Here is a 13,204-nt window from a genome sequence, read left to right as displayed (position 1 = left end):
TAGAAGCAACGAGGAGGCATCACGTGGTCGACGCACATCGGACATTCGTCATCGTCGGTGGTGGGCTGGCGGGGGCCAAGGCCGCCGAGACCCTCCGTGCCGAAGGGTTCACCGGACGAGTGATCCTCATCGGCGACGAACGCGACCACCCCTACGAACGTCCGCCACTGTCCAAGGCCTTTCTGACCGGCAAGGACGAACGCGACAGCGTCTTCGTCCATGAACCCGGCTGGTACGCCCAGGCCGACATCGAACTGCACCTCGGCCAGACCGTCGTGTCCATCGACCGCGAGACCCGCTCGGTGCGCCTCGGTGACGGCACCGTCGTCCACTACGACAAACTGCTGCTCGCCACCGGCGCCGAGCCCCGCCGGCTGGACATCCCCGGCACCGGTCTGGCCGGTGTCCACCATCTGCGCCGCCTCGCCCACGCCGACCGGCTGCGCCACGTGCTCGCCGCCCTCGGCCGTGACAACGGCCATCTGGTCATCGCCGGCGCCGGCTGGATCGGTCTCGAGGTCGCGGCCGCGGCCCGCGGCTACGGCGCGGAGGTGACCGTCGTGGAGGCCGAGCCCACCCCCCTCCACCAGGCCATCGGCCCCGAACTCGGCCAGTTCTTCGCCGAGCTGCACCGCGAGCACGGCGTCCGCTTCCACTTCGGTGCCCGCCTCACCGAGATCATCGGCCAGGACGGCATGGTGCTGGCGGCCCGCACGGACGACGGCGAGGAGCAGCCCGCCCACCAGGTCCTGGCCGCGATCGGCGCGGCCCCGCGCACCGCCCTCGCCGACGCGGCGGGCCTCGACCTCGCCGGCCGGGAGCACGGCGGCGGCATCGCCGTGGACGAGAGCCTGCGCACCTGTGACCCCGACATCTACGCCGCAGGTGACGTCGCCGCCGCCCGGCACCCGCTGCTGGGTGTCCCGCTGCGCGTCGAGCACTGGGCGAACGCCCTGAACGGCGGCCCGGCCGCCGCCCGCGCCATGCTCGGCCAGGACGTCAGCTACGACCGCGTCCCCTACTTCTTCTCCGACCAGTACGACCTGGGCATGGAGTACTCGGGCTGGGCCCCGCCCGGCTCGTACGACCAGGTCGTGCTCCGCGGCGACGTGGGCAAGCGGGAATTCATCGCTTTCTGGCTGAAGGGCCGGCGGGTGCTGGCCGGGATGAACGTGAACGTGTGGGACGTCACCGCACCGATCCAGCAGCTCGTCCGGTCGCGGGCGGAGGTGGACCCGCAGGTCCTCGGCGATCCGACCCTCCCCCTCACCGACCTCACCGACCCCACAGGTCCTGGCGAGCTCGCAGGCTGACAGGAGTGTCGCAGCGCCACCGTAGAATTCACGCGTGGCAGGCAGGATCAACGATGACGACGTGAAGGCGGTCCGGGACGCGGTCCCGATCGACGCCGTCGTTTCCGAATACCTCCAGCTGCGCAACGCCGGTGGCGGAAACCTCAAGGGCCTGTGCCCGTTCCATGACGAGAAGTCCCCTTCCTTCCAGGTCAGCCCCAGCAAGGGGCTCTTCCACTGCTTCGGCTGCCAGGAGGGCGGCGACACGATCGCCTTCGTGATGAAGATCGACCACCTCTCGTTCTCGGAGACGGTCGAGCGCCTCGCCGGCCAGGCGGGCATCACCCTGCGGTACGAGGAGGGCGGGTACAACCCCACCCACCAGCGCGGCGAGCGGATCAGGCTGGTCGAAGCCCACAAGATCGCCGCCCAGTTCTATGTGGAGCAGCTGGACGGCCCCGAGGCGGAGATCGGCCGGAAGTTCCTCGCGGAGCGCGGCTTCGACCAGGCCGCCGCCCAGCACTTCGGCGTGGGCTACAGCCCGGCCGGCTGGGACCACCTCACCCGCTTCCTGCGCGGCAAGGGCTTCAGCGACAAGGAGCTGACCCTCTCCGGTCTCTCGCAGGAGGGCAGGCGCGGCCCCATCGACCGCTTCCGCGGCCGGCTGATGTGGCCCATCCGGGACATCACCGGCGAGGTCGTCGGCTTCGGAGCCCGCAAGCTCCGCGACGACGACAACGGCCCGAAGTACCTGAACACGCCGGAGACGGCGATCTACAAGAAGTCCCAGGTGCTGTACGGGATCGACCTCGCCAAGAAGGAGATCGCCCGTACCAGCACGGCCGTTGTCGTCGAGGGCTACACCGACGTCATGGCCTGCCATCTCGCGGGCGTCACGACCGCGATCGCCACCTGCGGCACCGCGTTCGGCGGCGACCACATCAAGATCCTCCGCCGGCTGCTGATGGACAACGCCACCGCCGAGGTGATCTTCACCTTCGACGGTGACGCGGCCGGCCAGAAGGCGGCGCTGCGCGCCTTCGAGGACGATCAGAAGTTCGCCGCCGAGACGTCGATCGCGATCACGCCGGGCGGCATGGACCCCTGCGAGCTGCGCCTCGCCGAAGGGGACGACTCGGTGCGGGGGCTCGTCGAGTCGCGCACCCCGCTCTTCGAGTTCGCGCTCCGGCATGTGGTCACCCGGCACAATCTGGAGACCCCGGCAGGCCGCGCCGCCGCCCTCGACGAGGCCGCCCCGATCGTCGCCGGCATCAAGAACATCGCCATCCAGCACGAGTCGGCCGTACAGCTCGCCGGGATCCTCGGCATCCTCGACACCCAGTTCGTCGTCAAACGGGTCGCCCAGCTCGCCCGTTGGGCCCGCGACCGCGGCGCCGACCGCGGCGGCCGCAACGGCGGTCCGTCCAGGACACAGCACCGGGCGCCTGCCGCGCCTGCCCCGACCGCACCGTCGGGCCCGGCCCTCAATCTGCGCAGTCCCGCCCACCGCACCGAGCGCGAACTGCTCAAGCTGGCCCTCCAGCATCCCGGGCTGGTCTCCCCGGCCTTCGACGCATACGGCGTCGACGAGTTCACGGCCCCCGCGTACGCCGCGGTGCGCCGGACCATCGAGGAGGCGGGCGGCGCCGAGCAGGGCACGCACGACGCATCCGGCTACCTGGCCCGCGTCCGCGACGCCGCCCCCGACGACACGGTGCGCGCGCTGGTCACCGAGCTCGCCGTGGAAGCGGTGCACGCCCGCACGGTCGACGAGATGTACGCGGGCGTCCAGCTCGTCCAGGTCCGGCTGCGCGCCGTCGACCGCCGCATCCGTGAGGTCCAGGGCACGATGGCCCGCCTCGGCGGCAACGCGGACCCGGAGCGGTACGCGGCGGTCGCGAACGAACTGTGGGTGCTCCAGCAGTACGCGCAGTCCCTGCGCAACCAGGGCGCAGCGGCGCTGTAGCCCCGGTCAGCGGGTGAACGTCGGCTCGAGCGCGGCCAGCAGCCGCCGGGCGTACACCTGCTCGTCGTCGGCGAACTGCGGGTAGTCCGCGGCGAAGTGGTCCCACTCCACGTATCCGACGGCCTGCTCGAGGTCCGCGAAGTCGACCTCCTGCTGATGCGGGTACGGCCACTCGCCGGACAGCCGGAACACCTCGTGGAGCAACTCGTACCGCAGCGGGTGGCGCTCCGCGAGCAGGGCGGCGTCGTAGAGGTCCTTGCCCTGCGCGTAGCAGTCGGTCAACAGCCACTGGATCTTCCAGGCCAGTGACAGCTCCGGGCTCGCCGCCTGCACTTGGGTGCCTGCGACTGCGACGCGGACCGGCTCCCTCGGCAGCCGCTCGTTGAACACGAAGTCGAGCTGGACCTGCCCGCCGGGCAGTCCAGGTGCCCGCCACGGCAGCACCATCCGCCGCCCGGGCACCCGGTCGTACGTCCAGATGTACTCGGACTCTGCGCCGCTCGCGTCGATCGTCGGACCGCCGCGCTCGTCGGCGGCGCGCTCCGCGGCCGACGCGATCTCGGCCAGCATCGTGCCGGTGCGCTCTTCCTCGATGTTCCAGTCGCCAGGTACGACCACGAAGTCGAGATCCTTGGGCTCGCGTGCCTCCTGCCCGAACCAGACCGCCATCAGCATGCTGCCGCGCAGCACCAGGCAATCGGCCCAGCCCGATCGTGCGACGCCGGTGAGCACCGTCTCCAGCGAGGTGCGCCGGGCCGCCTGCCAGGCGCAAGCATCGGGCGTGTCGGCGTCCAACGGTCTGAACGCCCTGGTGAAGTGCTTCAGCGCGGGGTCGAAGACCTGGCGCCGCGCACCCTTGTGCTCGATGCCGACATCCAGGGTGCGGGGCAGTTCAGTGGTGCGACGCCGCATGTCCACCACGGGCTCGGCCAGGTCCTCCGGCCCACCCGGAATCGGTCGACTGCCTGTCTCCGTCACCGTGCCGCCCCCTCCTCGATCCATCCGTCGTCCACCGACAGATCACTGTCGTACAGCACGAACTCCCGCTCATCCGAGAGGACTTCGTGGCCCGCGTCCTTCAACTCGGCGACAAGAGCGTCGCACGCCCGTCCCGCCTCCTGTACCGGCACCCCCCGGCACCGCTGCGTCACGAACCGCTCCTGGCGGCCCCTGGCCGTCACCCGGCGGGCGTTCCACGACAGATGGGCCCCGTGCCGCACGGCGAGCGAGGTCAGCGCCTCGCGGTCGAAGTCCTCGTCCAGCAGCAGCTTGAGATGGTGCTCGAAGTAACCGTCCCCGTCCGGCCGGACCTCCGGCGCCCACGGGACCGATTCGATCTTCACCCGCACCGGATCGAACCCGTCCGCCCGCAGCCGTGCCACCAGCGCCTCCGCGGCGGCCCGCTGCGCGGCGAAGCCGTCCCGGCCTTTCCAGGTCAGCATCGGCTGCCGGACCATCCGCCCCCGGGCCAGCACGATGTGAGTCACCTTCAGCCCCGCGGCACCCGCCCAGGCGTCGAGCCGGTCGCCGCCGGTCTCGCCGGCGCAGCGCACTGTCACATGGGTCTCGTACTCGCAGCTCTCACGCACCGGCAGAGTCTTCCAGACGCATGTACGACAGGCATCCGAGTAACCGGCCGGTCACACACGGGTCTCAAAAAGTCGTCGCAAGCCCCTCGTGGCAGTGATGTGTCGTACCCCACACTGGGTGGGCGGTGCGTAGGGCCCCCCGACCGGCAGCGATCACCTGGAGGTCGCCCCGTGCAGACCCAGACCCTGACCGAGACCCATACCGACGCCGTCGCCGCCGTCCTCGCGACCGCAGTCGAGCAGGTGCCCGTGCAGGGCCTGCCGGCGGGGCATCCCGACGCCCTGCCGGGGAGTGCGGTCGAAGAAGTGGTGGAGACGGAGCCTCCCGAGCCGCCGCGGCCGGCCGTGCGGAACAGCGAGGGCAGCGGCCCGTCCTCCGACCTCTTCCGCCAGTATCTGCGGGAGATCGGCCGCATCCCGCTGCTCTCCGCGGCGGAGGAGGTGGAGCTTGCCCGCCGGGTCGAGGCGGGCCTCTTCGCGGAGGAGAAGCTCGCCGGCACCACCGATCCCGACTCACAGCTGGCCGTCGACCTCGACCGGCTGGTGGTCATGGGACGGACGGCCAAGCGGCGCCTGATCGAGGCGAACCTCCGGCTCGTCGTGTCGGTCGCGAAGCGGTACGTCGGACGCGGGCTGACCATGCTCGACCTGGTCCAGGAAGGCAACCTCGGTCTGATCAGAGCGGTCGAGAAGTTCGACTACGCCCGGGGCTACAAGTTCTCGACCTACGCGACCTGGTGGATCCGACAGGCCATGTCCCGCGCCCTCGCGGACCAGGCCCGCACCATCCGGGTACCCGTGCACGTCGTCGAACTGATCAACCGGGTGGTGCGGGTCCAGCGCCGAATGCTCCAGGAACGCGGTTACGAACCGACCCCGGAAGAGGTCGCGACCCACCTCGAACTGACCTCCGAGCGCGTCAGCGAGGTACTGCGGCTGGCCCAGGAGCCGGTGTCCCTGCACGCCCCGGTGGGGGAGGAGGACGACGTAGCCTTCGGCGACCTCATCGAGGACGGCGACGCCGCGTCGCCCGTCGAGTCCGCGGCCTTCCTGTTGCTGCGGGAGCACCTGGACGCTGTACTGTCCACGCTCGGCGAGCGCGAACGCAAGGTGGTCCAGCTGCGCTACGGCCTCGACGACGGCCGGCCGCGAACGCTCGAGGAGATCGGCCGGCTGTTCGGCGTGACCCGGGAACGCATCCGCCAGATCGAGTCGAAGACGCTGAACAAGCTCCGCGACCACGCGTTCGCGGACCAACTCCGCGGCTACCTCGACTGACCGGACGTCGCGCCCGCCCCCGCCCGGCGAGGCTGTTCCGCACGCCGCCAGGCGCAGGAGGAAGGCGGGTGGGGCCCCACAGGACCCCACCTGTCACTCCACCTCCACCACCGCGTCAGCGAACTGCGCCGAGTACAGCCGCGCATATGCGCCCCCTGCCGCCAACAGCCGCTCATGCGTGCCCTGTTCGACGATGGAGCCGTTCTCCATCACGAGGATCACGTCCGCGTCCCGGATCGTGGAGAGCCGGTGCGCGATCACGAAGCTCGTGCGGCCGTGGGCGAGCCGCGCCATCGCCTTCTGGATCAGTACCTCGGTACGGGTGTCGACCGAGCTCGTCGCCTCGTCCAGCACCAGGATCACCGGGTCGGACAGGAACGCCCGCGCGATCGTGATCAGCTGCTTCTCGCCCGCGCTGACGCCCGCACCCTCGTCGTCGATGACGGTGTCGTACCCGTCGGGCAGCGTGCGGATGAAGCGGTCCGCGTGCGCGGCCCTCGCCGCGTCCTCGATCTCCTCGCGCGTGACCTCGCGCGACGCGCCGTACGCGATGTTGTCCGCGATCGTGCCGCCGAACAACCAGGTGTCCTGCAGCACCATGCCTATGCCGGCGCGCAGGTCCTCCCGGGACATCTTCGCGATGTCGACACCGTCGAGGGCGATCCGGCCGCCGGTCACCTCGTAGAACCGCATCAGCAGGTTGACCAGCGTGGTCTTGCCCGCGCCGGTCGGGCCGACGATGGCGACCGTGTGGCCGGGTTCCACGGTCAGCGACAGGTCCTCGATGAGCGGCTTGTCCGGCTCGTAGCGGAAGGAGACCTGCTCCAGCGACACCCGCCCCCGCGGCCGCTCGAGCCGCTCCGCGGACGGCGCCTCCGCCTCCTGCTCCTCCGCGTCGAGGAGTTCGAAGATCCGCTCCGCGGAGGCGACACCCGACTGCACCAGGTTCGCCATCGAGGCGACCTGGGTCAGCGGCATCGAGAACTGCCGCGAGTACTGGACGAACGCCTGCACGTCACCGATCGACAGCGAACCGGACGCGACCCGAAGACCTCCGACGACCGCCACCAGCACGTAGTTGAGGTTGGAGATGAAGAACATCAGAGGCTGCATCATGCCGCTGTTGAACTGGGCCTTGAACCCGGCCTCGTACAGCACCTCGTTCTGCTCGGCGAACGCCTTCGCCGACTCCTCCTGCCGGCCGAAGACCTTCACCAGCGAGTGCCCGGTGTACATCTCCTCGATGTGTGCGTTGAGCGTGCCCGTCGACTTCCACTGCGCCACGAACTGCGGCTGCGACCGCTTGCCGACCTTCGCCGCCACGAACACCGACACCGGCACCGTCACCAGCGCCACCAGCGCCAGCAGCGGCGAGATCCAGAACATCATCACCAGCACGCCGACGATGGTCAGCAGCGAGTTGATCATCTGACCCATGGTCTGCTGCAGGGTCTGCGAGATGTTGTCGATGTCGTTGGTGGCCCGGCTGAGCACCTCACCGCGCTTCGCCTTGTCGAAGTACGACAGCGGCAGTCGCGACAGCTTGGCCTGCACGTCCTCGCGCATCCGGTACACGGTCCGGTTGATCACCTTGATCGAGAGGCGGGTCGCCACCAGCATCGTCAGCCCGGCCGCCACGTACACGGCCAGTGCCAGCAGCAGGACGTCGCCCACGGCGGTGAAGTCGATTCCGTCGCCCGGGACGAAGTCCACCCCGGAGAGCATGTCGGCCATGCCCTCGTCGCCGCTCCGCCGCAGACCCTCCACGGCCTGCTCCTTGGAGGTTCCGTCCGGCATCTCCCGGCCGACGACCCCGGCGAAGACCAGGTCGGTGGCCCGGCCGAGGATCTTCGGGCCGACCACCGCGAAGGCGACGCTCAGCACACCGGCGGCGAGCATCACCCACAGGGTCGCCCGCTCCGGCGCGAGCTGCCGGAGCAGCCGCTTGCCCGAGCCCCTGAAGTCCATCGACCTCTCGACGGGGCCCATCATCATGCGTCCACCCGGCCCGCTCATGCGGCCTCAGCCTCCGTCAGCTGCGAGAGCACGATCTCTCGGTACGTCTCATTGCTCTGCATCAGTTCCTGATGGCTGCCCGCCCCCACGACCCTGCCCTCGTCCAGGACCACGATCCGGTCCGCGTCACGGATGGTCGACACCCGCTGGGCGACGATGACCACGGTCGCCTCCGCGGTCTCGCGGGCCAGCGCCCCGCGCAGCGCCGCGTCCGTGGCGTAGTCCAGCGCGGAGAACGAATCGTCGAACAGATAGATCTCCGGCCGCTGCACCAGCGTCCTCGCGATGGCGAGCCGCTGGCGTTGCCCTCCGGAGACGTTGGTGCCGCCCTGGGCGATGGGCGCGTTCAGCCCGGCCTCGAGTCCCCGTACGAAGTCGGCCGCCTGCGCCACCTCGAGCGCCTGCCACAGCTCTTCGTCCCCGGCGTCGGGCTTCCCGTAGCGCAGATTGGTCGCCACGGTCCCCGAGAAGAGGTACGGCTTCTGCGGCACCAGGCCCACGATCCTCGCCATCGTCGCCGGGTCCAGCTCACGTACATCGACCCCGTCGACGAGCACCTCGCCGCCCGTCACGTCGAACAGCCGGGGCACCAGACCGAGCAGCGTCGACTTGCCGCTGCCCGTCGAGCCGATGATGGCGGTCGTCTCACCCGGGCGCGCCACCAGGTCGATGCCGCGCAGCACCGACTCCTCCGCCCCCGGATAACGGAAGTCGACGCCCCGCACCTCGAGCTGCCCGCGGCTGCGCAGCTCCGTCACCGGGGCGAGCGGCGGCACCACGCTCGAGTCGGTGTCCAGCACCTCCTGGATGCGCTCGGCGCACACTTCGGCGCGCGGCACCATCATGAACATGAAGGTGGCCATCATCACGGCCATCACGATCTGCATCAGATACGCGAGGAACGCGGTGAGGGCACCGATCTGAATGGCGCCGCTGTCGATGCGGTGCGCGCCGAACCACACGACGGCGACGGAGGAGACGTTCACCACCGTCATCACGGTCGGGAACATCAGCGCCATCAGCCGGCCCGTGGACAGCGACACATCGGTCAGCTCTTCGTTCGCCTCTCGGAAGCGCCCCTTCTCGTACTCGTCCCGCACGAAGGCACGGATCACGCGGTTGCCGGTGATCTGCTCGCGCAGCACGCGGTTCACCGTGTCGAGCCGCTCCTGCATGGTGCGGAACAGCGGCCGCATCTTCTTCACGATCAGCGAGACGCAGATGCCGAGCACCGGCACGACCGCCAGCAGCACCGCCGACAGCGGCACGTCCTGACCGAGCGCCATGACGATGCCCCCGACGCACATGATCGGCGCCGACACCATCAGCGTGAACGCCATCAGCACCAGCATCTGGACCTGCTGGACGTCGTTGGTGGTGCGGGTGATGAGCGACGGCGCCCCGAAATGGCCGACCTCACGGGCGGAGAAGCTCTGCACGCGGCCGAAGACGTCCGCCCGGACGTCGCGGCCGAGCGCGGACGCCGTCCGAGCACCGTAGAACACGGCTCCGATGTTGCAGAGCACCTGGACGAGACTGACGCCGATCATCAGGGCGCCGAGCGCGAGGATGTGCCCCGTGTCGCCCGTGACGACACCGTTGTCGATGATGTCGGCGTTCAGGGTGGGGAGATAGAGGGTGGCGCTGGTCTGCAGCAGTTGCAGCGCCACCAGGAGGCCAATGGGTTTCTTGTACGGACTGAGATAGGTCCGCAGCAGTCGTATCAGCACGCGCTGTCTCTCGGGCTCGGCAAGATCGGGGGTCACCCCATCTTCCGACACCCGGTCTGCAAAAGCCGAAGGGTTTTCCCCAAACACGGGTCAAGAACAGCTTGTACGACTTCCGGTCCTCACGGGGCGGTGGCGAACGCCCCCGGATGGACCTGGTCCCGCGTCGCGCCGTACTGCTGACGCACCGCCTGACCGACCGCCAGCTCGGCGCCCGGCTCGAGCACCTGCGCCGCCGCACCCTGCCAGGCAGGCGGTGCCTGCGGGGTCAGCGTGCCCTGCGCGGTACCCAGCGCCCACGCCGCCTGCCTGGCCGCGCCGAGCGCCGTGTAGTCCGCCGGCTGCGGCACGACGACCTGCGCCCCGAAGATCGTTGGCGCGATCGCCTGTACGGCGGGGAGCTCGGCGGCCGCGCCGAGCAGGAACACCCTGCGCACCTCCACGCCGCGCCCGCGCAGCACGTCCATGGCGTCCGCGAGCGAGCAGAGCATGCCTTCGAACGATGCCCGCGCCAGATGCTCCGGCTTCATCGACTCACGCCGCAGTCCGGTCAACGTTCCCGCGGTGTGCGGCAGCTCCGGGGTCCGCTCGCCCTCCAGGTACGGCAGCAGCACCAGCCCGGACGAGCCGGGCGTCGACTTCATCGCCAGCGCGGAGAGCTCATGGAGGTCGGCGACGCCCAGCAGCTCGGCGCTGCCGCGCAGCGCGCGCACGGCGTTGAGCGTGTGCACGACCGGCAGATGCATCCCGGTCGCGTCGGCGAACGATGTGATCATCCCGCTGGGGTCGGGCAGCGCCTCGTGGTGCACGGCCATCACGGAACCGGACGCCCCCAGGGACACCACAGCGTCCCCGACGGACACCCCGAGGCCGAAGGCGGCCGCCATGGTCTCGCCGGTGCCCGCCGAGATCAGCAGTCCTTCGGGTGTGGTGCCGGCGGCCTCCGCCGGGCCGAGCACGTCGGGCAGCACGCACTGCTGCCCCAGCGCCAGCTCCACGAGATCCGGGCGGTACGCCCCGGTGCCCGCCGACCAGTAGCCGGTACCGGAGGCGCCGCCGCGGTCCGTGGTCTTGCGGGAGGGCCGGCCCAGCAGTTGCCACACCAGCCAGTCGTGCGGCTGCATGACGGCGGCGACCCGGCGAGCCGCCTCCGGTTCCGCGCGGGCGAGCCAGCGGAGCTTCGCCACCGGCTGCCCGGACTGCGGTACGGAACCGACCGCCTCCGCCCAGGCCTGCCGACCGCCGAGCGCGTCGATGAGGTCGGCGGCGGCGACCTGAGCGCGTCTGTCGTTGCCGAGCAGCGCGGGGCGTACCAGACAGTCCTGCGCGTCCAGCGTGATCAGGCCGTGCTGCTGCGCGGACACGCCGATGGCCTGCACGCCCTCCAGCAGACCGCCCGTGGCCGCATCGCCGAGGGAGAGCAGCCACGCCTGTGGATCGATCTCGGTGGCCTTGGGCTCGACGGGGTGCGGCGCATACCCCTGGCGCAGTAGCGCTCCCGTGTCCGCGTCGCAGACGACGATGCGCGTGAACCCAGACGAACTGTCCAACCCGGCGACTATCCCCATGACCGGAATTCTGCCGTACGCGGGGCGCTGGTGACGTCGTGCGTGCACAGGGGGACCGGCCGCCTCAGGTGTTGCTGGTTCCCCAGTCGTCCTCCACCCCCGAGCCCCGCTCCCTGAGCGCCCGCACCCGGCCCGCCACGGACTCGGGCACCCGGTCGCCGACCTTGTCGCTGACCGCGTGATAGGCCTTGCTCGCCGCCTCGCGGCCGCTCGTGGCGGCGGATTCGGCGACGTTGCGGACCGCCGGGTTCTGCGAGATCTGTCGCGCGGACTTCTTGAGCTGTTCGTAGCGCTCGCGCCCGGCCCGTGTCCCGAGCACGAAGCCGATGGCCAGTCCGGCGACGAACGTGAGCTTGTACCGCATGGGTGACACCCTTCCGTTGCGTCGGTGCTGCCCGCCTACCCGTCGGGAGCTGTGATCACCCGGCGCCATACCGATTGGCGGAGCACCCCCCTGCTTGCGCTAATGTATGTGTCGCAGCGAGCACACGCCCCCTGGGATGCCCCGGGTAGGTACGTTCGGTGCACACGCAGCAATCCCCTGTAGCTCAATTGGCAGAGCAGCCGGCTGTTAACCGGCAGGTTACTGGTTCGAGTCCAGTCGGGGGAGCGCGATCCCCTGTAGCTCAATTGGCAGAGCATTCGGCTGTTAACCGGAGGGTTGCTGGTTCGAGTCCAGCCGGGGGAGCAGATGGAGGAGGGCCTCACGGGGCCCTCTTCTTTGTGTGCGCTTCGTACGACTTTCATGTGTTCTGACTACATCCGGAACCATGCGCGTGGCAGCGCAGTCCTCATGGTCGAGCGTCGCCGGCCATGCGAAGCAAGAGATCGTATGACCGGCTATGCTGCGGCAGACGGCGCGCACAAATGTGCGCGACGCGCCGTTAGGGGCGGTAGCTCAGCCGGTTAGAGCAGCGGACTCATAATCCGTCGGCCGTGGGTTCGAGTCCCACCCGCCCCACCACGGGTTTGTGGTGAAGGAACATTCTGACCAGCATGTTTGCTGGTCCGCCGGAGTGCAGCAGGGTCTTGGCGGCCCGTCCCGATCATGCAATCACGCATGTTGGGACAATGTTGGGACGCTGGTCATGCGGCGGGACAAAGTCCTTCTTCCGGCTCATCGCCCTCGGCGTCCCCACCGGTCCCGGGCGCCTCATGATGCACGTCCGGTCGCGCCGGCTTCTCTCGCCGGGGACCGGCCTTCTTCGAACGGGACACGACCGCGCTCGTGGACTCCGCCTCAGCCGTCAGGAGCTGCGGGAGGACGCTCGTGTACGTGTCCGAGGTGATCTGGCGGGATCTGTGCCCCAGGCGCTCCTGGACGACCTTGATGTCCGCTTGCCGAGCAGCGCCAGCGTCGCCGACAGGTGCCGGGTGTCGTGCAGGCGGATCGGCGGAAGCCCGGACAGTTCGACGAGCCGGTTGAACCGCCGACTGATCCAGTCGGGGTTGGAGTGGTTCGCCGTTCTCGTGGGTCCAGACCCGGTTGCTCTCAACCCATGCTTTCTCACCGGACCACTGCTGCCGCTCCTGTTCCTGGGTCTCTCGCCACGCGGCCCACAGCCCGCGTGTCTGAGCGTCGAGCGTGACGGTGCGCACGCTGTCCTGCTTCGGGGCCTCGTCGTACATCCGGTAGGCGATCTCGACGATCTGCGCGGAGATGCGGAACCACGAGCCGGTCAGGCTGTTCCTTTGGCCATGCCGGTACCCGCCGTCCGCGCAGCGCAGGCAGATCGACAGCTTCGATTCATCGGTCCAGCTGTCGGCT

At 69.8% G+C, this 13,204-nt stretch carries 8 protein-coding genes, 3 tRNA genes and 1 pseudogene; 6 read left to right on the top strand and 6 right to left on the bottom strand.

What is annotated here, in order from left to right; all coding sequences use genetic code 11:
• Positions 1–23 precede the first annotated feature (23 nt).
• Both IE198_RS04790 and dnaG read left to right on the top strand, forming a co-directional pair.
• Positions 24–1,313, top strand: a complete 1,290-nt coding sequence (locus IE198_RS04790) for an NAD(P)/FAD-dependent oxidoreductase (protein ID WP_189883001.1) — start codon at positions 24–26, stop codon at positions 1,311–1,313.
• A 34-nt stretch (positions 1,314–1,347) separates the two neighbouring features.
• Positions 1,348–3,258 carry a DNA primase gene (gene dnaG, locus IE198_RS04785; protein ID WP_189882999.1) on the top strand — a complete coding sequence of 637 codons (1,911 nt, stop codon included), beginning with the start codon at positions 1,348–1,350 and terminating at the stop codon, positions 3,256–3,258.
• Positions 3,259–3,264: 6 nt separating this feature from the next.
• Here dnaG and IE198_RS04780 read toward each other — a convergent pair whose 3' ends face one another.
• Positions 3,265–4,170, bottom strand: coding sequence for a nucleotidyl transferase AbiEii/AbiGii toxin family protein (locus IE198_RS04780; protein ID WP_189883655.1), 906 nt, complete (start codon positions 4,168–4,170; stop codon positions 3,265–3,267).
• Between the two features lie 62 nt (positions 4,171–4,232).
• The gene (locus IE198_RS04775; RefSeq protein ID WP_189882997.1) at positions 4,233–4,847 is read right to left on the bottom strand and encodes a hypothetical protein; all 615 of its coding nucleotides are present in this window, start codon (positions 4,845–4,847) and stop codon (positions 4,233–4,235) included.
• A 136-nt stretch (positions 4,848–4,983) separates the two neighbouring features.
• On the opposite strand from IE198_RS04775, the pseudogene IE198_RS04770 reads away from it, so the two are divergent.
• Positions 4,984–6,125, top strand: a pseudogene (locus IE198_RS04770) (RNA polymerase sigma factor); the annotation flags it as partial.
• Between the two features lie 93 nt (positions 6,126–6,218).
• Here the strand turns inward: IE198_RS04770 and IE198_RS04765 are convergent.
• The 4 genes from IE198_RS04765 to IE198_RS04750 form a co-directional block, all read right to left on the bottom strand.
• On the bottom strand, positions 6,219–8,141 hold the full coding sequence (locus IE198_RS04765; RefSeq protein WP_189882993.1) for an ABC transporter ATP-binding protein: 1,923 nt from the start codon (positions 8,139–8,141) through the stop codon (positions 6,219–6,221).
• Complete coding sequence (locus tag IE198_RS04760) at positions 8,138–9,871, bottom strand: ABC transporter ATP-binding protein (protein ID WP_189883653.1); 1,734 nt, start codon at positions 9,869–9,871, stop codon at positions 8,138–8,140. The genes IE198_RS04765 and IE198_RS04760 overlap by 4 nt, the downstream gene beginning before the upstream one ends.
• Positions 9,872–9,990: 119 nt before the next feature.
• Positions 9,991–11,436: an FGGY family carbohydrate kinase gene (locus tag IE198_RS04755; RefSeq protein ID WP_189882991.1), complete on the bottom strand. Its 1,446-nt coding sequence runs from the start codon at positions 11,434–11,436 to the stop codon at positions 9,991–9,993.
• A gap of 64 nt (positions 11,437–11,500) precedes the next feature.
• Entirely contained in the window at positions 11,501–11,800 is a 300-nt protein-coding gene (locus IE198_RS04750) for a YtxH domain-containing protein (RefSeq protein WP_189882989.1), read from the bottom strand.
• A gap of 173 nt (positions 11,801–11,973) precedes the next feature.
• Here IE198_RS04750 and IE198_RS04745 point away from each other — a divergent pair.
• From IE198_RS04745 to IE198_RS04735, 3 genes are all read left to right on the top strand, one after another.
• Positions 11,974–12,046, top strand: a tRNA-Asn gene (locus IE198_RS04745).
• Between the two features lie 5 nt (positions 12,047–12,051).
• Positions 12,052–12,124 (top strand) — tRNA-Asn (locus IE198_RS04740).
• A 199-nt stretch (positions 12,125–12,323) separates the two neighbouring features.
• Positions 12,324–12,400 (top strand) — tRNA-Ile (locus IE198_RS04735).
• The last annotated feature ends 804 nt before the right edge of the window (positions 12,401–13,204 follow it).

Source organism: Streptomyces xantholiticus (genome assembly GCF_014651015.1).
Taxonomy (GTDB): domain Bacteria; phylum Actinomycetota; class Actinomycetes; order Streptomycetales; family Streptomycetaceae; genus Streptomyces; species Streptomyces xantholiticus.
Note: the sequence above shows the minus strand (reverse complement) of the source record. Positions and strands in the feature narration are given on the sequence as shown.

Bases quoted from the DNA above. Each gene is read 5' to 3' on its own strand.
- IE198_RS04755 (WP_189882991.1), bottom strand. From the start codon at position 11,436: ATGGGGATAGTCGCCGGGTTGGACAGTTCGTCTGGGTTCACGCGCATC.
- IE198_RS04750 (WP_189882989.1), bottom strand. From the start codon at position 11,800: ATGCGGTACAAGCTCACGTTCGTCGCCGGACTGGCCATCGGCTTCGTG.
- IE198_RS04780 (WP_189883655.1), bottom strand. From the start codon at position 4,170: ATGCGGCGTCGCACCACTGAACTGCCCCGCACCCTGGATGTCGGCATC.
- IE198_RS04765 (WP_189882993.1), bottom strand. From the start codon at position 8,141: ATGAGCGGGCCGGGTGGACGCATGATGATGGGCCCCGTCGAGAGGTCG.